The sequence below is a fragment of the Clostridium senegalense genome (assembly GCF_018916625.1).
Classification (GTDB): Bacteria; Bacillota; Clostridia; order Clostridiales; family Clostridiaceae; genus Clostridium_J; species Clostridium_J senegalense.
On record NZ_JAHLNC010000003.1, the window covers coordinates 156,020 to 180,530 of the forward strand.

Annotated in this window: 20 protein-coding genes; 5 read left to right on the top strand and 15 right to left on the bottom strand. The window is 27.8% G+C overall.

Annotated elements, in window-relative coordinates; translation table 11 throughout:
- The first annotated feature begins 19 nt into the window (after positions 1-19).
- Genes KQI36_RS08030 through KQI36_RS08050 form a run of 5 tightly spaced genes read left to right on the top strand, consistent with a single transcriptional unit; the run spans position 20 to position 4,096 of the window.
- Entirely contained in the window at positions 20-703 is a 684-nt protein-coding gene (locus tag KQI36_RS08030) for a TIGR04282 family arsenosugar biosynthesis glycosyltransferase (RefSeq protein WP_216450482.1), read from the top strand.
- Complete coding sequence (locus KQI36_RS08035) at positions 687-1,835, top strand: heterodisulfide reductase-related iron-sulfur binding cluster (protein ID WP_216450483.1); 1,149 nt, start codon at positions 687-689, stop codon at positions 1,833-1,835. The genes KQI36_RS08030 and KQI36_RS08035 overlap by 17 nt, the downstream gene beginning before the upstream one ends.
- Positions 1,822-2,484 carry a TVP38/TMEM64 family protein gene (locus KQI36_RS08040; protein ID WP_244991535.1) on the top strand — a complete coding sequence of 221 codons (663 nt, stop codon included), beginning with the start codon at positions 1,822-1,824 and terminating at the stop codon, positions 2,482-2,484. The genes KQI36_RS08035 and KQI36_RS08040 overlap by 14 nt, the downstream gene beginning before the upstream one ends.
- Positions 2,485-2,513: 29 nt before the next feature.
- The gene (locus KQI36_RS08045; RefSeq protein ID WP_216450484.1) at positions 2,514-3,203 is read left to right on the top strand and encodes a TVP38/TMEM64 family protein; all 690 of its coding nucleotides are present in this window, start codon (positions 2,514-2,516) and stop codon (positions 3,201-3,203) included.
- Between the two features lie 20 nt (positions 3,204-3,223).
- Positions 3,224-4,096: a nucleoside hydrolase gene (locus KQI36_RS08050; RefSeq protein ID WP_216450485.1), complete on the top strand. Its 873-nt coding sequence runs from the start codon at positions 3,224-3,226 to the stop codon at positions 4,094-4,096.
- A gap of 55 nt (positions 4,097-4,151) precedes the next feature.
- Here the strand turns inward: KQI36_RS08050 and KQI36_RS08055 are convergent, their stop codons facing one another.
- From KQI36_RS08055 to KQI36_RS08125, 15 genes are all read right to left on the bottom strand, one after another.
- On the bottom strand, positions 4,152-4,613 hold the full coding sequence (locus KQI36_RS08055) for a hypothetical protein (RefSeq protein WP_216450486.1): 462 nt from the start codon (positions 4,611-4,613) through the stop codon (positions 4,152-4,154).
- Positions 4,614-4,781: 168 nt separating this feature from the next.
- The gene (locus KQI36_RS08060; RefSeq protein WP_216450487.1) at positions 4,782-5,516 is read right to left on the bottom strand and encodes a Fic family protein; all 735 of its coding nucleotides are present in this window, start codon (positions 5,514-5,516) and stop codon (positions 4,782-4,784) included.
- A gap of 74 nt (positions 5,517-5,590) precedes the next feature.
- Positions 5,591-6,418 (bottom strand): metallophosphoesterase, encoded by an 828-nt coding sequence (locus KQI36_RS08065; protein ID WP_216450488.1) that lies wholly within the window; start codon positions 6,416-6,418, stop codon positions 5,591-5,593.
- A 154-nt stretch (positions 6,419-6,572) separates the two neighbouring features.
- Positions 6,573-6,986 carry a PLD nuclease N-terminal domain-containing protein gene (locus KQI36_RS08070; RefSeq protein ID WP_216450489.1) on the bottom strand — a complete coding sequence of 138 codons (414 nt, stop codon included), beginning with the start codon at positions 6,984-6,986 and terminating at the stop codon, positions 6,573-6,575.
- 159 nt (positions 6,987-7,145) lie between these two features.
- Positions 7,146-8,459: a sensor histidine kinase gene (locus KQI36_RS08075; protein WP_244991537.1), complete on the bottom strand. Its 1,314-nt coding sequence runs from the start codon at positions 8,457-8,459 to the stop codon at positions 7,146-7,148.
- 49 nt (positions 8,460-8,508) lie between these two features.
- On the bottom strand, positions 8,509-9,150 hold the full coding sequence (locus KQI36_RS08080; protein ID WP_216450490.1) for a response regulator transcription factor: 642 nt from the start codon (positions 9,148-9,150) through the stop codon (positions 8,509-8,511).
- A 356-nt stretch (positions 9,151-9,506) separates the two neighbouring features.
- Positions 9,507-10,457 carry a carbamate kinase gene (arcC, locus tag KQI36_RS08085; protein WP_216450491.1) on the bottom strand — a complete coding sequence of 317 codons (951 nt, stop codon included), beginning with the start codon at positions 10,455-10,457 and terminating at the stop codon, positions 9,507-9,509.
- A gap of 31 nt (positions 10,458-10,488) precedes the next feature.
- Positions 10,489-11,895, bottom strand: coding sequence for a basic amino acid/polyamine antiporter (locus KQI36_RS08090; RefSeq protein ID WP_216450492.1), 1,407 nt, complete (start codon positions 11,893-11,895; stop codon positions 10,489-10,491).
- Between the two features lie 621 nt (positions 11,896-12,516).
- On the bottom strand, positions 12,517-13,515 hold the full coding sequence (gene argF, locus KQI36_RS08095) for an ornithine carbamoyltransferase (protein WP_010298035.1): 999 nt from the start codon (positions 13,513-13,515) through the stop codon (positions 12,517-12,519).
- A 39-nt stretch (positions 13,516-13,554) separates the two neighbouring features.
- Positions 13,555-14,781, bottom strand: a complete 1,227-nt coding sequence (gene arcA / locus KQI36_RS08100; RefSeq protein ID WP_216450493.1) for an arginine deiminase — start codon at positions 14,779-14,781, stop codon at positions 13,555-13,557.
- A 235-nt stretch (positions 14,782-15,016) separates the two neighbouring features.
- Positions 15,017-16,618: a Na/Pi cotransporter family protein gene (locus KQI36_RS08105; RefSeq protein WP_216450494.1), complete on the bottom strand. Its 1,602-nt coding sequence runs from the start codon at positions 16,616-16,618 to the stop codon at positions 15,017-15,019.
- A gap of 1,298 nt (positions 16,619-17,916) precedes the next feature.
- Positions 17,917-20,289 (bottom strand): peptidoglycan-binding domain-containing protein, encoded by a 2,373-nt coding sequence (locus KQI36_RS08110; protein ID WP_483400429.1) that lies wholly within the window; start codon positions 20,287-20,289, stop codon positions 17,917-17,919.
- Positions 20,290-20,387: 98 nt separating this feature from the next.
- The gene (locus tag KQI36_RS08115; protein ID WP_216450496.1) at positions 20,388-22,328 is read right to left on the bottom strand and encodes a serine hydrolase domain-containing protein; all 1,941 of its coding nucleotides are present in this window, start codon (positions 22,326-22,328) and stop codon (positions 20,388-20,390) included.
- An 81-nt stretch (positions 22,329-22,409) separates the two neighbouring features.
- On the bottom strand, positions 22,410-23,519 hold the full coding sequence (locus KQI36_RS08120) for a sensor histidine kinase (protein WP_216450497.1): 1,110 nt from the start codon (positions 23,517-23,519) through the stop codon (positions 22,410-22,412).
- Positions 23,509-24,210 (bottom strand): response regulator transcription factor, encoded by a 702-nt coding sequence (locus KQI36_RS08125; protein WP_199870883.1) that lies wholly within the window; start codon positions 24,208-24,210, stop codon positions 23,509-23,511. Before KQI36_RS08125 ends, KQI36_RS08120 begins: the two co-directional genes overlap by 11 nt.
- Positions 24,211-24,511 lie beyond the last annotated feature (301 nt).

Genomic DNA, 24,511 nt, shown 5'->3' on the forward strand with positions numbered 1-24,511 from the left:
AAATTAAGGGGGAATTGTAATGAAAAATGCTTATGTAATAATGTCTCGAATCCCTCTTAGTGGGAAAACTAAAACACGTTTAATGCCTTTTTTAAGTGGTGATGAGTGTGCTAGCCTACATACTGCCTTTTTAAAAGATTTATTTAATATGAGTTATGAATTAAAAGATTGCTCAGATATATATTTAACTTATTTAAAGGATGGTAATGTTGAAGATTTAATCCACATCGCTCCAAGTTTTATTGATTTTTATCCACAGAAAGGTAAATCTCTTGGGGAAAAGATGAATAACTCTATAAACTTTTTACTTAATAAAGGTTATGAAAAGGTAGTTTTAACTGGCTGTGATATACCTACTTTAAATAGCAGAATAATAAAAAATGCTTTTAAAGTATTAGATAGTAAAGATATTGTTATTGGGCCAACCTTCGATGGTGGCTACTATTTAATTGGATGTAAAAATTTTATTGATGATGTTCTTCTTTGTCCAATTCGTTGGAGCAATTTTGATGTATTTGAAAATACACTACAGATAATAAAAAATAATAATAAAAACTATGGTATTGTTGAAAAAATTAGTGATATAGATACCTTCGAAGATTTATTGTATTTCAAATCAACAGCGACAAAAGATAGCAATACATTATCCTTTGTTGAAAAATTAAAAGTTGAGGAAAGGATTATTTATGAAAACAGAGTTTAAATCTAAAAAAACTATAAACACTTCTATATTTAAAACCTATAAAAGTGATTGCATTAATTGTAAAAAGTGCGTAAATATTTGTCCTTTTCTACAAGAATATATAAAATCACCTAAATCTTTTATAAATGATTTAGAAAATTCATCTATTGATATAAATCTTCCTTACTATTGTAGCTTATGTAGTTGTTGCAAACGAGTTTGCCCTAAAGACATAGATTTAGGACAGCTTTTCTTTTTATTAAGAGAAGAAATAACAACTACTAATAACGGTAAAACACCTATTAAAGGTCATAAAGCTATGGATTTTCACCAAAACTTTAGTAATAATACTATTTTTAAAGGAGTCTATGGAAAGAAAAATACTAAAAAGTTTTTTATGCCTGGTTGTTCTTTAAATGGATATAGCCCTGATCTTTCACTTAAAACCTATAACTATTTAAAAGAAAAATTAGGAGATGTAGGACTTATACTAAATTGTTGTAACAAACCTACTAAAGACCTTGGCAAACGTGATTTGTTTGACAAACGTTTTTCTCAATTTATAAGCTCTTTAAAAAAGTTTAACAATGATGATATTGAAATAATAACAGCTTGTCAATCTTGTTTTAGAGTTTTAAAAGATGAGACTAAAGACATAAAAATTACTTCTCTTTGGTCATTATTTAGTGAAATAGGTATTCCTAAAAACTCTATAGGAAAAGGCTTAAACTCCAATTTAACTTTCTCTATTAAAGATTCTTGCCAAGGACTAGATTATAAAGAAATTGGTGATGGAATTAGGTATGTAGTTGAAAGTCTAGGATATAATCTAAATTCTAAAGATGTCACTAATAATTGTTGTGGTTTAGGTGGTATTGTTCATTTAAGTAATCCAGTATTATCTAAAAAAACTAAAGACAATTGCATAAGCTCACTTAATAGTGATAATGTAATAACTTATTGTGGTGGATGTCTTTCTGCTATAAATAACTCTGACAAAAATAGTTATCATATTTTAGAGTTAATTTTTGAAGATGAAGATACTCTTTTTGTTGATAGAAAAGTAAATATATCCGCTTTAAGCAGTTGGAAAAATAGATATAAAATAAAAAAGGACTTGGTTAAGGAGGATTTACATCTTGAAAAAAAATAAATATGTTAAAATTATTTCCTTTATTGGGCTATTAATAATTTGCTACTTTCTTTTCACTAATACGGAATTTTTAAGAAAAGCTTCTCCGCAGCAGTTAAAAGACTTTATAGAATCCTTTGGGAAATTAGGACCAATAATTTATATTATTTTATTTACCTTTGTTCCACTTACATTTTTTCCTGATGCAATACTAGCTGTTGCAGGTGGCATGGCTTTTGGAGTGGTTAAAGGTAGCATATACACAATTATTGGTGCTGTTTTTGGAGGTAGCCTTGCATTTTTTATAGCCTCTTATTTTGGAAAAGATTTAATTTTAAAATTAACTAAAAATAAACATAGCTTTAATTTTTTATCAAAAGGACATAGAGAATTTTTCACTGTATTAATTTTAAGACTTATACCTTTAATACCTTTCGATATAATAAGTTATGGTGCCGGACTTACAGGTATTAAATTTAAAAATTTTTTACTAGCAACAATTATAGGTATAATCCCAGGAGTAGTCGTATTTTCAAATCTTGGTGATAAAGCCTTAGATTTTAAATCACCAGAATTTATCTTTGCAATATTTATGCTTATATTACTTTTTGGTGTATCTTTTATACTAAAAAATAAACTTCAAAAATCAAAAGAAATTAAGAACTCATAATTTTAATTTTTGTAAAGGAGGTTCAATTTATGAAAAAATCTACAATTTACAAACTATCGGTACTAGTAATTTTAGTACTTATATATTTTTTAGTACCAACAGTTAGGGAAAACTTAAACTATGTTGTAACTTTATTAGCTACTCTTAACATAGTAGAATTGAAAGAATATATTATTTCCTTTGGTGCATGGGGACCAATAGTGTCTATACTACTTATGATGTTTCAATCAATAGCAGCCCCTCTCCCTGCCTTTGTTATTACTTTTGCTAATGCATATGTTTTTGGTTGGGCATTTGGTGCTTTTATTTCTTGGACTGGAGCTATGCTTGGAGCGGTAATGTGTTTTTACATAACTAGAATTTATGGTAGACCTGCTGCTGAAAAATTTGCTTCATCAAAACTTCTTGATAAAACAGATAACTTTTTTGACGAATATGGTAACTACGCAATATTAATAGCTCGACTTTTACCATTTATATCTTTTGATGTAGTTAGTTATGCTGCCGGTCTTACTAGCATGGGCCTTTGGTCTTTTTTCTGGGCTACTGGACTTGGACAACTTCCTGCTACAATAGTCTACTCAATGCTTGGCGAAAATATAGATCAAGGTTCAAAGTTTTTCCTTGGAATAATAACTGGTGTAATAGCATTAGTTGCTTTAGGACTAGCTATAAAGAAATTTGCTTCTAATAAAAATGCTAAGAAAAAATTGACTTAAATAGATTGAAAGGACTACTTATGAAAAGAATAATTTTTGATTGTGATAACACTATGGGCGTACCTAATTGTGATGTAGATGATGGGCTAACTCTTTTATATCTTTTAGGTAAAGATGATATATCCCTTGAAGGGGTTACCTTAACTTATGGAAATAGCTCTTTAGATGTAGTTTATGATACTACTTTAAACCTAATTAAAGATTTAAATTTAAATATATCAATTTATAAAGGTAGTGAAGACAAAAATAATAGAATTAGTGATGCTAGTAAGTTTTTAGCCCATACTGTAAAGAATAATCCTAAAGAAATTATAGTACTGGCTACTGGGGCATTAACTAATATATATGGTGCATACCTTTATGACAATAATTTTTTTGATAATGTAAAGGAAATTGTTCTTATGGGTGGAATTACAAAACCTTTAATTATATCAGGTCACAAAGTTAATGAACTTAATTTTTCTTGTGACCCTGAAGCATCTAGTAAGGTTATAAACTCTTCATCTAAGATATCTATACTTAATGGCCACACTACTATGGAAGCATTATTTGGACCTTGTGAATTAGAAAAAATTAAGACTAGTCCTAATAAGGTTCTTAATTACATTTATGATAAAATACTTCCTTGGTGTAACCTTAATGAATCTTTAACTGGATTTAATGGTTTTTGTAACTGGGATGTAGCTGCAGCTATTTATATAACTAATCCAGAGTTTTTTAAAGATGAACTTGCTACTATAAATAGTAATTCATCAGATCTTGCTACAGGATGTTTAAAACTTGATAGCTATGGTAAAAAAGTAAATATGCCATCTTCCATACTAGATCTTAAAACTTTTAATGAAACATTCATAGAGTCACTACTTAAACTTGATGCAAATTTAAATAATTAAAAATTAGCTAAAAACCACATCTTTTACTTTAAAGATGTGGTTTTTAATTTAATTACTAAATTTTATATTTCTCTATAGTTCTTTGAAAGTTTAATGAGTTTATTAAAAATAATAATCCTGAAATAAATAGTGCAAAGCCTAATCCTATATAAAAATCTCCTACATATACAGGGTTAAATACACCTATACTTCTTACACCTATACCTAATGAAATCATGAATCCCATTATTATATAGCTTTTAAAATCAAAGAATGAAAATGCACAATGCTTTTCTAAACTACTATTTATAATTCTTTTAGTGTGTTTTTTTAACATTTTACTAAATATAAATTTAAAAAACATAAAGAATATTACAGTTGCTATAATTAAACTTAATATGCCATAACCATTATTTATCTTTACATCATTTAATCCTATAGTTAATACTCTAAATCCTGCAAAACCCCAAACTATTCCACCAATTAATAATAATATTTTTTTACTTACTCTTGGTGTTAATTTATCTAAATTTTTCATAAATGTCATCTCCTAATTAGAACATTAAAATTAAATTAGTTTCTATGCGAACTATTTTATATCTTTTTGTTCATACTGTCAACATGCAAAATTTTACTTAAAATTTTAAAAAATTATATAAAAATAAAGCCATTTCAATACCATATTTTTTTGAAATGACTTTGCTTTTTAACCTATTATATATAAATATGTGTCTATACTTTTTTCTACTTGTGATGCTACTAAATTTATGAAATCATGCAAGTTTCCTTCTGTAGAAGCCTTTTCTAAAGCTCGCATATATTCTTCTCTATGCTCTGTTTCTATAACAGTTATAGGATAACCATTTCTCATTAAGATTAAATTCATAAGTAATCTTGCACTTCTTCCATTTCCATCTATAAAAGGATGTATATATACGTATCTGAAATGAAACTCTGCTGCTAATTGTATTGGATGTAAAATATTTTTATTTTCAAAATACCAACTCAATAACTCTCTCATTTTTTCTTCTACTAAAAAGCTTTCTGGTGGTCTATGTTTACTACCACTTATTAATACATTAGTTTTTCTATATTGACCAGCATTCTTATTATCTATGCTTTTTAATATTATATAATGCAAATTTTTTATTACACTCTCTGATATATCTAAGTTTTTACTTACTATATCATCAACATAATCGATAGCTTCTTTATGATTTATAACTTCTAAATGTTCTTTTAGACTTTTTCCTTTTCCTATAGTGATTCCATCTTCTAATATAACCTTGGTTTCCGTTATTGTTAATGTATTACCTTCAATCGCATTTGAATTATATGTTAACTCTATATCAAAGTATTTCTTAAGATTTTTTAATTGATGATTATTTAACGGTCTTTTAGAATCTAGTGTTTTCTTTTTATCATCTATTTTTTCAAACACTCTAATCTCCTCCATATCAAAACTTATTTATATATTATTATAGTCTATTCTTACATTAACTATAATACAATATTTTATATTTTTAAATTAAAAACTGTAATTTGTGGCACATTAAAAAATCTAAAAGGAAACTTTGTATTTCCAAGTCCACTGTTAACATATAATTTTGTATTTTTTTCATTATCAAACTTATATATACCTTTAGTATAAGTTTCTGCTAAATAAGTCTTTTTTAACGGTCCATAAAAAGGTATATATACTTGTCCACCATGGCTATGTCCACTTAATGTTAAATCAATTGGATAATCTAAAAAGTCTTTTATAAGGTCAGGCTCATGTAATAGCAATATATTAACATCTTTACTATTAATATTCATAACTGTATCTTCTGGGCTATAATTTCCTATTAAAGCATCATCTGCACCTAAAATATTTAAGTTAAAATTATCAAATTCAACTCTATCATTTTCATTTTTCAGTACTTTAAAACCTGCTTCATTCATAATGTCTTCATAATAATTTACTGCTCCTCCACCATAATCATGATTTCCATATACCGCATATTTTCCATAGTTTGCTTCTATATTGCTTAGTACAGTTGATATTTTATCTAAACTATCATATTGAGATGCATTATCTATTAAATCACCAGTAAAGACCACTATATCTGGATTTTCACCATTAATTTTTTCTACCGCTCGTCCAAGTTCATCTAAATCATAAAATTCTCCAAGTTGAGTATCTGTAAACTGAACAACTTTAAGCTCTGTTTTCCAATTATCATTTAAAACTATATCCTCTTTTTTCACAGTTAATAAAGTTCTTTCTATGTACGTAGCATATATTATCAACATAAAACTTAATATAGTAAAACCACCTATTATCTTACCTATTATTTTCAAAATATTTTCCTCCTAATAGTTTTAAAATAAATATTTATTATTACTATAAGTTTTTACTGTTACACTAATGTTACGAAAGGATATAACAATGGGTTGAAAATAATACTAAAAACTAAAATAAGAGCATCTAAATATTAGATACTCCTAACCCCTATTATTGAACAGGATTTTCATTATAAATCCCTTTTACTTTTCCCTCTTTAGTTTCCTCATTCATTATTAGTTTAAAATAATAGTACTCTCCTTTATTTAATTTATCATAGTTTTCTTTGCTTATTTCAAATGTCCCTTCACTTATATATTCATCAGAGTCCATCTTAGGATTAAACATTTCAATATAAAATAATCCATCTTTGTCTAATTTATAACCATAAGAATTTCTTGATTTTTTTGCATCTTCTATAGCTGCTGTATCTTCCTTTTCTACAATTTTCACATTGCTTGTAATACTCTCAGACATTTTTCCCTTTCCAAAGACCATAAATAAAATCAAACCGAAAATTGCAATTAACACTAATACTATTATCCAGGTTCGTGCTATTTTTTTGTCTTTTAAATCAGAAACCAAATTAATACCCCCTTAATAAAATATATAATTTCATCTTTACTTCTGCGATTATACCTTTGAGTATATTTTATAATATTATACTATAGAATTTAATTTTTGTTAATTATTGTAAAAAAGCTTTAATTACTTTATCTAGTCCTTAGTAATTAAAGCTCTTCTTTAAAAGATTATATAAAATTCTATACTACCATCACTTGTTTCAAACCCAAATTTTAAATTATGATTCTCTAATATGTCTTTTACAATTGATAAGCCTAATCCTGTACCGGACAAATCTTTGTTTCTAGACTTTTCAAGAACGTAAAAAGGTTTCCAAATGCTTTCTATGTCATTGTTACTATGATTTCTTATTCCATTTTTAATGGTTATTTTTATATCATCTTTATTTTTTATTAAACTAATTTCTATCTTCTTATTATTAGTGTATTTTATGGCATTAGTTACTAAATTATTTAGTACTATATCTATCTGTTCTTCATCTGCATATATATAATATTTCTCTTTTTCTTTAGCATTTAATATTAACTCAATGTTGCTTTCTTCTATTATCAATTTATACTTTTTAATAATATCAACAACATTATCTTTCAATGAAAATTTAGATTTATTAATAGGTTTTTTTTGAAGTTTTGCCCAATATAAAAGTCTATCTATTAACATACTCATGTTTTCTGTTTGTCTTTTAATTGTTTCTAAATAAGTTCCATCATCAAGTCCGTCTTCTATCCCTTGTGCATAGACATTAATTAAAGATAATGGCGTTTTTAACTCATGGGATATATCAGAAACTAATGCTTTAAGCCTTTCATTTTGAGAATTTATATCTTTATGTGCTTTTTCTAAACTTACACTCATAGAATTTATACTTGTTGCAAGTTCTCCTATTTCATCATTAGTTTTTATTTTTTCTGTTCTAAAATTTAAATTAGATATATCTTTTGATAAGAGTTTTAATTTTTCTAATGGCCTTGTTATATGCTTTGAAAAAATAATAGCTAATATTATAGTTATAATTAATAAAAACATCATCAAATATGTATTAAATTTATTTACCATATTTACCGTTTCATCTAAATAAGGTAGTGAAATTCCTATTGCAAATACATAATCATTATGCAATATAAATTTTGATAAAAATTTATATTTTGCTTTACCTTGATAATATATTTTGTTTATACTTCCTTCGCTTAACTGGTCCAGTGTATCTTTTGTAACCCAAAACTTATTTAACTTTATGCCTTTACTTTCGAACTGTGATAATATACTTCCGTTAATGTCTTCAATATCTCTATCTAATGAGGAATATGCAATAGTAACATTGTTGTCTTCTTCAATAGACTGAATCTCATCTGCTTTTATAACATAACTACTACTTATTTCATGTTCTACTTTATCTAATATTTTTCTTTTTTCATGAATATAGTATTTACCAATAAAAAAGTTATTAATTAATATTGAAGCTATAGTTACCAAAAATAATATTAGAGATATTCCAATTGAAAGTTTTTTGTTTATCTTAATTTTAATCCTCCTCCAAACTGTAGCCTAATCCTCTATAAGTTTTTACTATCTCATCACCTACTTTTGACCTCAATCTACGTATATGAGTATCTACAGTTCTATAGTCCCCTTCATAGTCAATTCCCCAAACCAAATCTAGAAGTTTCTCTCTTGATAGAATGATTCCTTTATTTCTCATTAAACATACTAAAAGTTCAAATTCAATTTTTGTTAGATTTAAATGCTCATTATTCTTATAAACTTTTTTTGATCTTAAATTTATTTCTAAATCTTTAAATCTAACCCCTTCACTAAAATCTAATAATTTTTTAGCTCTTATAATTAATATCCTTGGATCAAAAGGTTTTTTTATGTATTCATCTGCTCCACAACTTAAAGCTTCTATTTCATCTTCATTTTGAACCTTTGCTGTTAGCATTAAAACTTTAGTATCACTATTTTCCTTTATATATTTACATACTTCTATTCCATTAATTTGTGGCATCATCCAATCTAGTATAGCTAAATCCACTTTATTAGATGAAAGTAATTCTAAAGCACATTCCCCATCATAGGCCAAGATTGTTTCAAAACCTTCTTTCTTAAAATATGCATCTAAAATTTTTACCATATCTTTCTCATCATCAGCTATTAATACTCTCAAAATTTTCTCCTCCCTTCACTTTTACATACGTTTCTTAAATAATTTAAAATGAAAACCTAATTCACTACATAGAAATACAATATCATATTTAGTTAATAATTAAGAGTTAACAGTTAAGAATTTAAGATGAAACTGGATTACCAGTTTCTTTTTATCTAATTATATAATTTGCTTTGCAAATTTATATAAAATAAAAACTACATTTAGTATTACTAGGAACAACGTGACTAGTAATAACCATAACTTTTCACTTTTAACTAACAATAAGCTAACAATAAACTATTAATTAAAATACTAAAAGTATAGCTACTTATTAAATTTAAAGCAACTATACTTTTATTTATGTACTATGCAATTTATTTTACTATTGTTGTTCCTGTTAATCCATTAATAGCTTCTTTTGCTTTTTCAAGGGAAGTTATAATTGCCGTTCTACCTTCCTTTGATTCTACAAATCCCATAGCAGCTTTTACTTTAGGAAGCATTGAACCTGGTGCAAAATGTCCTTCTTGTATGTATTTTTCTGCCTCATTTAATGTTAATTTTGAAAGGTTCTTTTGCTCTGGCTTTCCAAAGTTAATAGCTACCTGTTCAACAGCTGTTAATACGATAAATGTATCTGCATTTAATAACTGTGCTATTTTACAAGATGCAAAATCCTTATCAATTACTGCTGGCACACCTTCAAGTTGTCCGTTTCCCTTATCTATCACTGGTATACCACCACCACCAACAGTTATAACAACATGACCTGCATCTACTAAGGTTTTGATAATAGGTTCCTCTACTACAGATACTGGCATAGGTGATGGAACTACTCTTCTCCATCCTCTATTAGAGTCTTCCTTCATTGTATATCCTTTGTCTTCCATTAGTTTCTTTGCTTGTTCTTCTGTAAAAAATGAACCTACTGGTTTTGTTGGATTTTTAAATCCTTCATCATTTTTATCTACTATGACTTGAGTTATAACTGTTGCAACTTCTTTATTTGAACCTCTATTTTTAAGTTCCTCTCTTATAGCTTGTTGAAGATGATATCCAATATATCCTTGACTCATTGCTCCACATTCTGGAAAAGGCATTATTGGATTATTTTCATTTACAGATGCTGCAAGTTCATAAGTAGCTACAATTTGACCTACTTGAGGACCATTACCGTGTGCTACGATTACCTCATGTCCTTCTTGGATTAAATCTACAATGGCCTGTGAAGTTTCTTTTGCTGTTACTAATTGAGCCTCTGCTGTAGTATCTTTAGGATTAGCTTGAAGTGCATTTCCTCCAAGTGCTATTACTATTCTTGCCATTTATAATTCTCCTTTCTTTGTAAATGCTCTTTTACAATTTTATTTTTCCTGTTCCGATCATTACTACCATAATTATTGCTAACACTATTATCACTGTCATTGCCACTTTTTCTTTTGAAGTAATTTCTTCATTTTTTTCTTTCTTAGCTTTTGTATAAATTCCTACACCTAAGGCATACATTATTAATGCTGCACCTAAATACTGTAGTCCTACTGCAAAAATTACATATACAGAATAAATCGATGCCATTATTGATATAAACATATCTTTAAATCCTAATTTATCTTCTCTTGATACCTTAATAGCATATAAACTTGAAAATAAATATGGAACTAATATACAAGTAGTAGCAATTAAAAATATATTGTTATATGCTGCTTGAAGTGCTGGTAAAAGCAAAGATAATAAAAAGATTTGAGTTAATATATCTGTTACTAATAGTGAATTTGATGGTACTCCATTTTCATTTTGTTTCATGAACCATTTTGGCATTGTTCCACCTTTTGCAGCAACATAAGGAATTTCTGCTGCAAGCATTACCCAACTAATTAGGCAACCTAATAATGAAATAATTAGTCCTAATTTAACTATTAATGGTCCTGACCTACCTATTACAGTTCTTCCTAGTACATCGGCAAGTGGTGTTTGTGAATTTAAAAGTATTTTTCCTGGAACTGCACCCATTGATACCACTGAAACAAGCATATATAAGGCTAATGTTATAATTAAGCTTAAAACTGTTGCAGCTCCAACAATTTTTGGAGATTCAGCTTTTTCTGATAATACTGTAGCTGCTTCTACTCCAATAAAACACCATAAAATAATGCCCATTGCACTGTTAACTTGCTTAAACAAATTTGTAGTTTCTCCTGTTGCAACAAGTATACTTCTCCAATTTGCTACGTTGAATATATTTAAATCAAATACTGTAAATCCTAATATAATTACTAATAATAATGGAATTATTTTTGCAACTGTTGCTATTGCATTTATTATACCTGCACTTTTAGTTCCTTTTAATTGAATCCAATGAACTATCCAAAGTATCAAAGATGCTATTAAAAATGATATTATAGGACTTATTCCACCAATCAAACTATTTAAAGTTTTAATCATAAGGATAAAAAAAGCAACATTTCCAAGCCATGCACTTAACCAATATCCCCAAGCTGAATTAAATCCTGTAAAGTCACCAAAACCTTCTCTGGCATAAGTAAAGATTCCTCCTATAAGCTTCGGCCTTTTATTTGCAAGTAATTGAAATACTAAAGCTAAAAATATAACTCCAATACCACCAATAATCCAAGATAATAATACCGCTTGTGGATTTGTATTATTAATAAGATCAGTAGGGCTGTTAAATATTCCCCCACCAATCATTGAGCCTACTCCAAGAGCAACTAATAACGATAATCCTAACTTTTTATCACCATCCATTTGTTTTGCTCCTTTTCTTTAGTTTTATTATTTTTTAATTATAGGGACACAATTTTAAGGTTTAACTTATGAATATATCAAATGATAAAACTCAAATTAATATTTTATCAATAACTAACAGATTATTTTAGTTAAGAGTTAAGAGTTAATAGTGAACAGTTGTGGTTATTACTACTCACTTCGTTCCTAGTAATTCTCAACGTATCTTTTTATAAACTTGTAAAGCAAATTATATTGATAGATTTTTTAAAATCATTTTCAGAAAGTGGTTGCCACTTTCATCCTAAATTCTTAATTCTTAACTAACTATATTTATACTTATTTTTCTCAACTGATAACAAAAATTTGATGTATAAATTTAAGTTAGTTATGATTTTTAGTTTTGGCTTAGAAACTCTTATGATGTTTTTTAACATTTTTAGGACCGAAACCCAAGGACGGGTTTCGCGACTGCCTAGACAGGACGTCGATTCAGCCGTTTAGTCCTAAAAATTTTGAAAAAGATTATTAGAGTTTCTTAAAATAACTAACTGAATAACGGTTTAAAGTTATATTTATTCTCTTTTTTATCATTAAATTTCTTTCATAATTTTAAAGTTCAAATTGTATCCCTATCTTAATTTATTGTCCTAATGTAGCAACCATCACAGCTTTGATAGTATGCATTCTATTTTCAGCTTCATCAAATACTATTGAATGTTTGCTTTCAAAAACTTCGTCTGTAACTTCCATAGATTCTAATCCAAATTTTTCATTGATATCTTTTCCTACAGTAGTTCTTAAATCATGGAATGCTGGTAAACAGTGCATAAACTTAACGTTTTCATTACCTGTTTTATTTAACATTTCCATATTTACTTGATATGGTTTTAATAATTTTATTCTCTCACCCCAAACTTCAGGTGCTTCACCCATAGATACCCAAACGTCAGTATATATAACATCTGCATCTTTAACGCCTTCATCAACATTATCTGTTATAGTAATTTTTCCGCCAGTTTCTTTTGCAATTTCTTCACATTTAGATACTAAATCTTCTTCTGGGAATAAGCTTTTTGGAGATAGAATTCTAAAATCCATACCCATCTTAGCTGCACCAATCATTAAAGCATTTGCCATATTATTTCTTCCGTCTCCACTATAAACAAATATAACTTTATTTAATGGTTTATCAAAATGCTCAGTTATTGTTAAAAAGTCTGCTAAAATTTGAGTTGGGTGATCTTCATTAGTTAATCCATTCCAAACTGGTACTCCTGAATATTTAGCTAAATCTTCAACTATTTCTTGACCAAACCCTCTATATTCAATACCGTCATACATTCTTCCTAATACTCTTGCTGTATCAGCTATTGATTCCTTTTTACCCATTTGGCTTCCAGTTGGTCCTAAATAAGTAACATGTGCACCTTGATCATGTGCTGCAACTTCAAATGCACATCTTGTTCTTGTTGAATCTTTTTCAAATAATAATACTATATTTTTTCCTTTTAATTTTTGCTCTTCTGTTCCTGTATATTTTGCTTTTTTAAGGTCTCTTGATAATTCAAGAAAATATTTTATTTCTTTAGGTGTAAAATCCATTAAAGTTAAAAAGTGTCTATTTCTTAAGTTAAACATATTTTTTCCTCCTAATTTCTTTCATATATTAAGTATGATTTACACTAAGTTATCTCTATTTAAAGGCATACTCATACATCTTGGGCCGCCTCTACCTCTTGAAAGCTCTGCACTTGGCATTGTTATAACATCAACTCCACGTTTTGTTAAAAGTTCATTTGTTACATAGTTTCTTTCATAAGTTATAACTTTACCTGGAGATATTGCTAAAGTGTTAGAACCATCATTCCATTGTTCTCTTGCAGATATTATTTCATCACCATTTCCACATCTTATTAAATCCACTGCTGGTAAATTTAGTGCAGTTTTTAATATGTTATCTAATGTGTTTTTATTATGAGTTATGTCTAATCTTCCATTTTTTCCTTTTGTAATTTCAAAAACATTTAGTGGTCCTTCAATACCTGGGTGTATTGTGAATTTATCGTAATCCACCATAGTAAACACTGTATCAAGATGCATAAATGCTCTACGTGATGGTATTTCAAAAACAAGTACTTTTTCGAATGAAGTATTATTATCGAATAAATTTTTTGCTATGACTTCAATTGCTTCTGGTGAAGTTCTCTCACTGCAACCTATAGCAATGATTTTATCTGATAATACTAATTCATCTCCACCTTCTGCACTACAATTAAAGCCCCTATCATACCATAATGGAATCTCAGACACCTTAAAGTTTTTATGATATTTATGAATATATTTCATAAATAAAGTTTCTCTTCTTCTTGCTGAAGTTTTCATGGTATTAATTATAATACCGTGTCCTACTGATGCAGCTGGATCCCTTGTAAAATATAAATTTGGCATAGGATCTAAGTAAAATGGATATTTATCTTCCATTAACTCTCTTAAAGAGCGTCTTGTTTTTATTTTTATATCTTCTTTTCTTACTCCAGCCATAAGAGTATCAACCATATCTTTAGTTGTTTTAGACATTAAATCTTCATACAACGCTTGATATATGTCGATGTTATTAATATGGCTTTCTTTTAAAAACTGATTTAAAAACTCATCCTTTACGTTTTTATCTTCTAAGGCTTCTGCTGCTAAATTTTCTAAATATAATACTTCCACACCATTTTCAGTTAATATTTCAGCAAACCTATCATGTTCATTCTGAGCTACTTCTAAATATGGAATATCATCAAAAAGCAATCTTTCTAAATACTCAGGAACTAAATTTTCTATTTCTTTTCCTGGTCTATGTAGCATTACTTTGTTAAGTTTTCCAATTTCAGATGTAACATTTATAAAGTTATCCATACTTTTCCCTCCTTGTTTTATTATTTAACCTAATTTTGTAGTTAATGATATTTATAATTTTTATTGCAATCATTAACTTTAATTCATTATTTAATCTATACATAATGTAGTATTATTTAATATTCACTAAAATATACTCATTTATCATTTGATTTAATATGTACATATCTTTAAATAAAAAAAGTGCATTAAAGCAGATATTATAATCAACTTTAATGCACTTTAATGAAATTTTTTACATTGCTCTTTCTGCTATATTAGTAGAATGATCACCTATTCTTTCTAAATTACTTATTAAATCTAAAAATACAGCACTTCCATTAGCTTTACATATCCTTTTATTTAATCTTTGTATATTATTTTCTCTAATATCCTTTTTATACTTATCTATACTATCTTCAATCTCTTTTATATTTTTTGCTTTTTCACTATTTTTTGTGCTATAACATTCTAATGCTAACATAAGTGATTCAAGGGTTTTACTATACATACCCTCTACTTCATTTCTAGCTTCACCTTTTATTTCTATATTCATTCTACTTTTTTCTAGTGCAAGTTCTGCTATATTCTCTGCATGATCTCCAATTCTTTCAATATCATTGATTACATGAAATGTTGAACTTAATATTTTACTATCTTCGCTTGCTAAATCATGTCCAGATATTAAAACTAAATAATCTGTTATTTCCTTATCTAATTCATTAATTATAGCTTCATTTGCATAAACTTTTTCTATACATTCTTCATCATTATCTAAAAAAGCCCTCATAGCTAAAGTAACATTTTCTTTTGCTATATCTCCCATTCTTATTGTTTCTTTAAGCGCTTGACCTACAGCCACAATAGGAGTATCTAACAATTTTTTATCTAAATATATAGGCCCTATTTTACTAATTTCATCATCGCCTGGCACTATCTTATTAACTAAATCAACTAAAAATTTTGCTAAAGGTAACAGTATTATTGTTACTGCGATATTAAATATAGTATGAGCATTTGCTACTTGTCTTGCTACACTTGAAGGGCTTATATCTTCTACTAAATTTACCAATATCCCCATAAACGGTAAAAATATAATTACTCCAATAACATTAAACAAAACATGTAATAAGGCAGCCTTTTTTGCTGTTTTACTAGAACCAATAGACGCTAAAAGAGCAGTAACACAAGTTCCAATATTACATCCAAAAATTATTGGCAGCGCCACATTCATATCTATGCTTCCTGTTGTTGCCAATGCTACTAAAATTCCTGTTGTGGCAGAAGAACTTTGAACTATCGCTGTCATTAATAATCCTGCAAAAACCCCTAAAATTCTGTTATTTCCTATAACATGTATAATATTTTTAAAAGCATCTGATTGTGCTAATGGTTCCATGGATTCTGACATCATACCCATTCCTAAAAATAATATACCAAATCCTAATGTTATATATGCTATGTCTTTTGTTCTTTTTTTCTTAGCTGTCAATATAATAACTGCACCTATACCAATAAATAATGGTGCTATTGCATCTAATTTAAAAGAAACCATCTGTGCTGTAATTGTAGTTCCTATATTGGCACCCATTATAACGCCTATAGCTTGCATTAATGTCATAAGTCCTGCATTTACAAAGCTCACTACCATTACTGTTGTGGCAGAAGAACTTTGAATAACCGCCGTTGTAATTGCACCAACAAGAACACCTATGTACTTGTTACTAGTGACCTTTTCTAGTATGCCTTTTAGCTTCTCTCCAGCTGCATTTTCCAGCCCATCGCCCATAAGTTTCATACCAAATAAGAATAAACCTAAACCACCAATTAATTGAATAACCATAGTAAAAATATCCAATTTTATCTCTCCTTTTAAACCATAAAGTGCTACACACAATCATTCTATTATATATAATAACCAAATTTTGAATCTTAACCAAAATTTAACTTATTTTTAACTTATCCATTACAAATGGAACTTTTATAGTTAAAAGTTAATAGTGAATAGTTAACAATTATTGTTATTACTACTCACTTTGTTCCTAGTAATTATCAACGTATTTTTTTATATAAATTTGCAAAGTAAATTATATGATTAGATTTTTTTAAATCATATTTCAGAAAGTGGTTGCCACTTTTCTCCTAAACTTTTAACTATTAACTATCTTAAGGACCGGCTTTGATTGCTTTAGGTTTTATTGATAATCTTTCGATTTCACTGTAAAAATAACTTATGGAAAATATACTTTGGTACGCCTGTCCTTCTTGTTACGGTGGTACACTTAGCTGCTAAACTTTCTTCAAATTTTCTTTCAACCTCAAGTTTTACTCCATTCAATTCAAAAGAAACTGGAGTCCAGTTTCAACCAACATTTCCAATTATCAAATGTCCATTGTCAATTTTTCAAAACTTTCTACCTTAACTGAACAAGCAACTATCCAGCGTTATGCCTCCATCACAAGAGGGACAGACGCGTAATTGGCTACTTTGCTATTCTTTGGGCCAGATACTTTTGCTGATTTTAATTTTTCTCCAATACTGCTCGAAGTCGGTCCCCATCCCCTGTTTTAGCAACACACCTAAACAATTAAGTCCTTACAGTATTAGCTCCATTACAAGAGGGACAGGTTCACTTACGGCTATTTTCTTCGCTTTAACTTTACATTCCACAATTGCTATATTTCCATAATAAAACAAGTAAAGAACCAGTACCTGATAGATACGCTACTTTGCAGCTCAAGTACTGGTTCTTTGCTCGGTAATTTATTTTTATCTACCTTTTTTATTGATTACTAGAGTTTTTTATGGTGGTACAATTAAATGAACCTGTCCTTCTTGTTACAGCTGTAAACCATGAATTTAACTTTGTTTAGTTTAATATCATAAACTCAGAATTTACTCCCTTAAATTAAAAAGAAACTGGTAATCCAGTTTCATCCTGAACTCTTAACTCTTAACTAACTAAACTCTAGTTTTCTCCAACATTTCCAATTATCAAATGTCCATTGTCAATTTTTTAAATCATATTTCAGAAAGTGGTTGCCACTTTCCTCCTAAACTTTTAACTGTTAACTCTTAACTTTTAGTTACCTATTGCTGCATTAGTTTTTTATTGCATAAAAAACCGTACTTAATTTAAGTACGGTTTAACATATTTATTTAGATTTTCTAAGTCTCTTTCCACTATACAAAGCTTCATAAAGCTCTGCTGTCTTGTTCCAAGTTCTTTCATCAACTATTCCAGTAGCCTTCAATCCAAATTCTCTTTGAAGTTGTTTCACAGCATTATAAGTTTCATCATTAAACTCACCTGTAACTTCAACTTCATTCACTTTGTAATTATTTTTGGCAATGACATTTATATATTGTTGCAAAACATTAACATACCCGTTTGTATCGCCAAGTTCTAAATCAACGCCTGGATAAGGGTATAATATGTCTGATACATTTATATTTCTATCGCCACTTAAACTGTTATATACTTCTAATAGTTTTTCCCAAGTATTTAATCCAACTTTACCATCTTCACTTAATCCAAAAATTCTTTGAAAAGCCATTACAGCATTTTTAGTTCTTTTACCAAAGACTCCATCTACTTCAATACTAGGTATTTCTTTATAGAATTTTGATATTGATTGTAAATAGGTCTGTAGCCATCTCACATCTTCACCTGTTAAATACTCTTTTAAAACATAACCAGGGTAATCTGGTGAGTAAATAGGAGGTTCTGTTAAAGTAGCCTTTTTTAAACCAGTATAAACATCATATATTTTTCTCCAAGTTATTTCTCCTACTATTCCATCCTGTGCTAACCCAAATAATCTTTGGAATTGTATAACTGCATTTCGAGTTGCTTCTCCAAAAATTCCATCTGGTCTAATAGTTGGTATATTATACTGTTGTGAAATAGCTGCTAAATAAGTTTGCATTTCTCGAACCTTTTCTCCAGTTGAGCCATATCTTAATAAATATCCTGGATACTTACCATCAAATTCTGGATTTGGATATTCAGGATTTTCCTCTTCTAACCCTTTATAAACTTCATAAATTTTATTCCAAGTTTCCACTCCTACTAAGCCATCAGGAACTAGGTTGAACAACCTTTGAAAAGCTATAACAGCTTCCTTTGTCATATTTCCAAATATTCCATCTGGTCTAATGGTTGGTATATTATATTCTTTAGAAATTGCAGCTAAATAACCTTGCATTTCTCGAACTTTTTCTCCTGTTGAACCATATTTCAGTATCTGTCCTGGATATTGACCTTCTCCATCAGGTCCCTCTGGTTCCTGCTCAAGTTCTGCCAGTCTTTTAACAGCAACATAAATATTAGATATACTATACCAAGTAGCTCTACCTACAATACCATCTTGAGTTAGATTGAAAATCTTTTGAAATGTTTTAACTGCATCCTCAGTTGTCTTATCAAATTTACCATTTGTAACAGGTATTTTAGGAATAGCAGGGAAGTTTTCTGATATTCTATTTAATTGCTTTTGAATCACTGCAACATTCTCATTTTCATCATTAAGCCTTAAAGGACTTCCTGGATATGATTCTGGAATTCCTTCAATTGCTGTAGCTCTAACTAAATCTTTATCATATCCAAAGTAATATCTTATAATCTCTAAAGCTTTCATTCCATTATTAGCTAATGTTACGGTTCCCCACTGTGATAATCCAGCACATGTAACAGTTGTTCCATTACAATATTGTGCGAAAAACGGTGTTTTATTACCTATAGTTACAATATATTCACTAAAAATTTCGTCCACTATTTTACTTATATTATCAAATATATTTCTACCCTTAACAAAATATTGATCATAAGCTGTAGAATTTGTTATTTGAAATGGGTATCCTTTATTTCTATACCACTCTGTATAAATTCTATTTAATGCAAAAGATATTTGACAATATATATTTGCTTTTAATGATTCTTCTGGCCATGTTGGATATATTTCACTTGACGCAACATTTTTAATATAATCAATAAATCCTACCGTTACATTTTCAGCTGGAACACTTGGTGGCCCTAAATGAACTATAATAAATTCAGGTATATATGGCCTTTCTAAAACAAAAGGTGTTACCATAGTACCTACTTGTTTATCTCTTGGGGCATTAAATACTAATTGCTGTGGTGGTAATACAATTTTTTCTGTAGACTTACCAAGTTTACTAAGCCCATTTTCCTCTTCTACTTCAATATTTTGTATTGAAGTAGTTTCATCAAAAACACTTACATTATCTACCTCAACATCCCTATAACCATTAGTTGAAATGTATATGTTATATCGTCCGTAGGGTGTTACCCCCTCTTCATATGGCTTTTGAGATAGACTTTTATCTGGAGTTGGCACCTCTATTAATGTACTTCTTCCACTAATATCAAAAGCATCATCACTTTCATAAATTACATTGCCACTATCTGAATCTGTAATTTTAAGTTTACCTGTTGTTTTTGGCAAAGCATTTTTAAATTTAAATAATCTTACTAATATATATCCTTTTCCCAATACTTTCACCTTTTAAAATTATTCTCATATCATTTTATACAGTTTCATATCTTATTGTGAATAAATGTAAAATTATTATATACCTAAAGCTTACCTTCTTAATTTTACTAATATTTAAATCCAATTAAATTCCAATTGTATAAGAACAATAGAAAAGAATATATAACTACTAAACTAGTGAACCCAAAAATTTTATAATAAGTATTAGTTTTTTCTTTTTTAATACTTACTAAGAATAAAATGCTACCAATAAGACTTAAAATTATTGAAAGTATTAAAAGAATCAATGCTATTTTTATATACCATGTAGCACTATAGTACATATCAAAAGATATTATCCAATATGTAATTGTAAATAAAGAAATTACATTTAATAAACTTATAGAAAAAATTGTTAACCTAAATTTTTTACTTATAATACCTGTTGAATCGGTACTTTTTACTTCATTACACGAAATTTTCTTTTTATAAAAGCTTTTTAAAAATAAAATTATAGTTTTCATTATTTGAATAATAAAAAAAGCTACTCCAATGATACATATTGTTAAATTTAATTTATAGTTATCCTTTAAAGTCACTCTTTCAAAGTTATCATAAGGCATATTATTGAAAAATACATATTGAATTTTGCCATCATCTTCTTTAAAAGCAACTAGTTCATTATTATCCTCTCTTTTAAAAAGATTATCTGAAACTTTTATTAAAGCAGTTTCTTCACTTTCTTTTAAATGACTTGTTCCAATATAAATTAAAGAATTTTTCTTCTCATCGTATCTAATTTTCACATCTTCATTTTCCTCAATAGAACCTAAAAAACTCAAAAATTTTGAAAAGTTGCCTTTAGCACTATCATGATAGGACCTATAAGTTCCTATGTATCTTTTTTCATCATTTAAATCCAGTTTTTTGTTACTATAGTCTTTATCTTCGGTTTTAGGATAATATCTATTAAAAAAATCATTCTCTATATTGGTTATAGCTGGTGCGGCTTTAGTTAAATTATTTGATACAATATAAACCCCAACATTTTCTTCAGGGCAAAGCAACATATCACCAAAAAAACCTATAGCAAGTGCTCCCTCATGGCCTATAACTCTTTTCCCATTAAAATCTTTTTCCCAGAATCCATAGGTAACACCTAATAAATTTTTATCATTTGAAAATTGCTCTTTATGCATTAATTCTAATGTCGACTCATTTAAAATATTATTTTCTTTTTTATCACTTTTTTGAAGATGGGCTATCATAAATTTTGCCATATCCGATGCCGTTGAGTTTATTCCACCAGCAGGGTTATCATTATAGTAATAATATTCACTTTGAGCCAGAACATCATAGTTTTTTGCCATATTGTTTAAAGGCAATGCAACTTTACTATTTTTCATTTCTAAAGGTTTAAAGATATTTTTTTCTATATAATCTTCATATTTCAAACCAGATACATCTTCTATAATTTTTCCTAACAAATCTATTCCTATATTGCTATATAAACATACTTTTCCTGGTTCAGTTACAACTATTGGTGTATGTTTTTTGAAAAACTGTGATAAAGACATCATATCCTTTTCCGTTTTTGCGCCAATATATGTAGTTGTAGCTTCATCTATTCCAGAAGTATGTGTAAGTAAATTTTCTACAGTTACTTTTTCTGTAAATTTATTTTCAATCTGAACATCTTTTAAATACTTATTAGCATCTTCTTTTAAGTCAATTTTTCCTTGCTCATAAAGTTGCATTATTGCAGTTTCTGTAAAAAGTTTTGATGTAGATCCTATTCTATACGCAGTAGTGTTTATATTAGCTTTAATTTTATTTTCAACATCCTCATACCCTAAAGAATTTTCATAAATTACTTTTCCATCCTTAACAACTATCATAGATAAACTTGGTAATTTATATTTTTCAAAGTTTTCTTTTGTTATATTATCTAAAAATATTTTTAAATCTTCATTGCTAAGCTCTTTAGCAAATACATTGCACGGACTTAATAAACTTAAAAAAGTAAAAACAGTGACTAAAAAAAATAAGAACTTATTAACATATTTCATAAATTTTCCTCCTAAACTTTAACTCAAAATAAGTTTAGAAAAAACATCTTACAAACCGTTTAATAAATTCTTAAGAAAATCTTACAATTTTTTATGTGAAATTATCAATAAAACTTCAAAAGCCGTTTTATTATCATCACTATCCACATTAATCTTTCCTTTATGTAAATCAACAATGCTTTTAGCAATGGCAAGTCCCATCCCTTTTCCTCCAGTGTTTACATTTCTAGATTTTTCACCTCTATAAAATCTTTCAAAAATATAGGCTTGATCTTCTGGTGATATTTTCTTTCCATAATTTATTATTTTTATGGAAACCATATTATTTATTTCACCAATTTCAACATCTATTTTTTTACCGTTTTGTCCATAAAAAATACTATTATTTATTATATTTTCAAAAAGTCTTATTATTAAATTCATGTCCCCATCTATAAATATTTTTTCATCTGGTGCTTTAATGCTAAATGACATATTTACTTTTTCAAGGTTTGGTATAAAACCAATCATTATCTGCTCTACTACATCTTTTATGCTTATAGACTCTTTTTTTATGTTAATTCCTTTAAAATTTATGCTTGTATATTCAAGTAAATCCTCAACTAAATTTTTTAGCTCATCGCATTTTTTCAATATAATATCTATACAATTATCACAAGCTGCTTTATCTTTATACTGCAAATTTTTCATAATTTCCACATAACCTATCACTGATGTTAATGGTGTCCTTAAATCATGAGAAATATTGCTTATCATATCATTTTTAAGTTTTTCATTTTTAGCATCTTTTTTAATTAGAGCCTCAAGTTTTTTAGACATTATATTAATATTATTAGCTAACTTTCCAATCTCATCATCTGTAGTTACTGGAATTATTGTACTAAAATTACCCTCTGAAATTATAGAAATCTTTTTATTTATATCATCTATCTGCTTTATAAACTTCTTTGTGAATACATAAAAAAACATTGTAGTAACTAAAATAAACATTAGAAAAAATATAATTAATATATATGTATTTAACATAAGATTTTCATTGGCCCAATTTCCCCAATTAGCATAAGTAACATTGTATTTTATCTTTAAAAATTCTAATACTAAAAAAAGAACTAAAAAAAATGATAATAAAATACTTAATAAAAATGACTTTAATATTTTAAACTGAATTCCTTTAAATAAATTAATCTTCAATTTTATATCCTACCCCCCAAACAGTTTTTACAATTTTAGGCTCCCTAGGATTTTCTTCAATTTTTTCTCTAATTCTAGCAATATGTACCATGACTGTATTATTACCATGAAAATATTTTTCTTTCCATACTCTTTCAAAAATTTCTTCTAAAGGGAAAACTCTGTTCGGATTTTCAGCCATAAGCAATACAATTTCATATTCTGTTTTAGTTAAACTAACTTCTCTTCCATAAACTTTAACAGTAAAATTTTCTTTACTTATTTGTAATCCATTAATTTTTATCAAATCTTTTTTTACATTTTCTGTTTCATTACTATTTAGATAAATATATCTTCTAAGTTGTGCTTTAACCCTTGCCACTAGCTCTATCATACTAAAAGGTTTTATCATATAATCATCTGCACCGGAACTTAGTCCTATAACTTTATCTATCTCTGAAGATTTTGCACTTACTATTATAATTGGAATGTTTTTTTTCATTCTAACTCTTCTACAAACTTCAATACCATCAATTCCAGGCATCATTATATCAAGGATTATTAATTGTATAGGATTATTTTCAATAAATTTAGTTGCTTCAATTCCATTACTAGCTTTTAAAATATCATATCCCTCATTATTTAAATAAAAGCCAATTAAATCTAATATTTCTTTATCATCATCTACTATAAGAATTTTTTCACTACTCATAAATTACCCCTATTCTCTTTATAAATTTTTCATATTTATCAAATAAGAAAACTTAAATTAATATTTTATAGATAACTAACAGATTATTTTAGTTAAAAGTTAAGAGTGAATAGTTAACAGTTGTTGTTATTTTTTCTTAACTGATAACAAAAATTTGATGTATAAATTTAAATTCTCGCTTGTTTCCCTATATAATTATAACATTTACACAAATTAATATAATCTTTTAATTTAGCCATTTTTATATAGAAGGTAGACTATAGTAACTTAGCAATATCGGAACAGTTTTCTCACTTTAAAA

What these genes read in the sequence shown, in the direction of transcription:
- KQI36_RS08125 (WP_199870883.1), bottom strand. Translation starts at nt 24,210, where the DNA reads ATGAGTAGTGAAAAAATTCTTATAGTAGATGATGATAAAGAAATATTA.
- KQI36_RS08090 (WP_216450492.1), bottom strand. Translation starts at nt 11,895, where the DNA reads ATGGATGGTGATAAAAAGTTAGGATTATCGTTATTAGTTGCTCTTGGA.
- KQI36_RS08115 (WP_216450496.1), bottom strand. Translation starts at nt 22,328, where the DNA reads ATGAAATATGTTAATAAGTTCTTATTTTTTTTAGTCACTGTTTTTACT.
- KQI36_RS08050 (WP_216450485.1), top strand. Translation starts at nt 3,224, where the DNA reads ATGAAAAGAATAATTTTTGATTGTGATAACACTATGGGCGTACCTAAT.
- KQI36_RS08045 (WP_216450484.1), top strand. Translation starts at nt 2,514, where the DNA reads ATGAAAAAATCTACAATTTACAAACTATCGGTACTAGTAATTTTAGTA.
- KQI36_RS08030 (WP_216450482.1), top strand. Translation starts at nt 20, where the DNA reads ATGAAAAATGCTTATGTAATAATGTCTCGAATCCCTCTTAGTGGGAAA.
- arcC (WP_216450491.1), bottom strand. Translation starts at nt 10,457, where the DNA reads ATGGCAAGAATAGTAATAGCACTTGGAGGAAATGCACTTCAAGCTAAT.
- argF (WP_010298035.1), bottom strand. Translation starts at nt 13,515, where the DNA reads ATGTTTAACTTAAGAAATAGACACTTTTTAACTTTAATGGATTTTACA.
- arcA (WP_216450493.1), bottom strand. Translation starts at nt 14,781, where the DNA reads ATGGATAACTTTATAAATGTTACATCTGAAATTGGAAAACTTAACAAA.
- KQI36_RS08035 (WP_216450483.1), top strand. Translation starts at nt 687, where the DNA reads ATGAAAACAGAGTTTAAATCTAAAAAAACTATAAACACTTCTATATTT.
- KQI36_RS08055 (WP_216450486.1), bottom strand. Translation starts at nt 4,613, where the DNA reads ATGAAAAATTTAGATAAATTAACACCAAGAGTAAGTAAAAAAATATTA.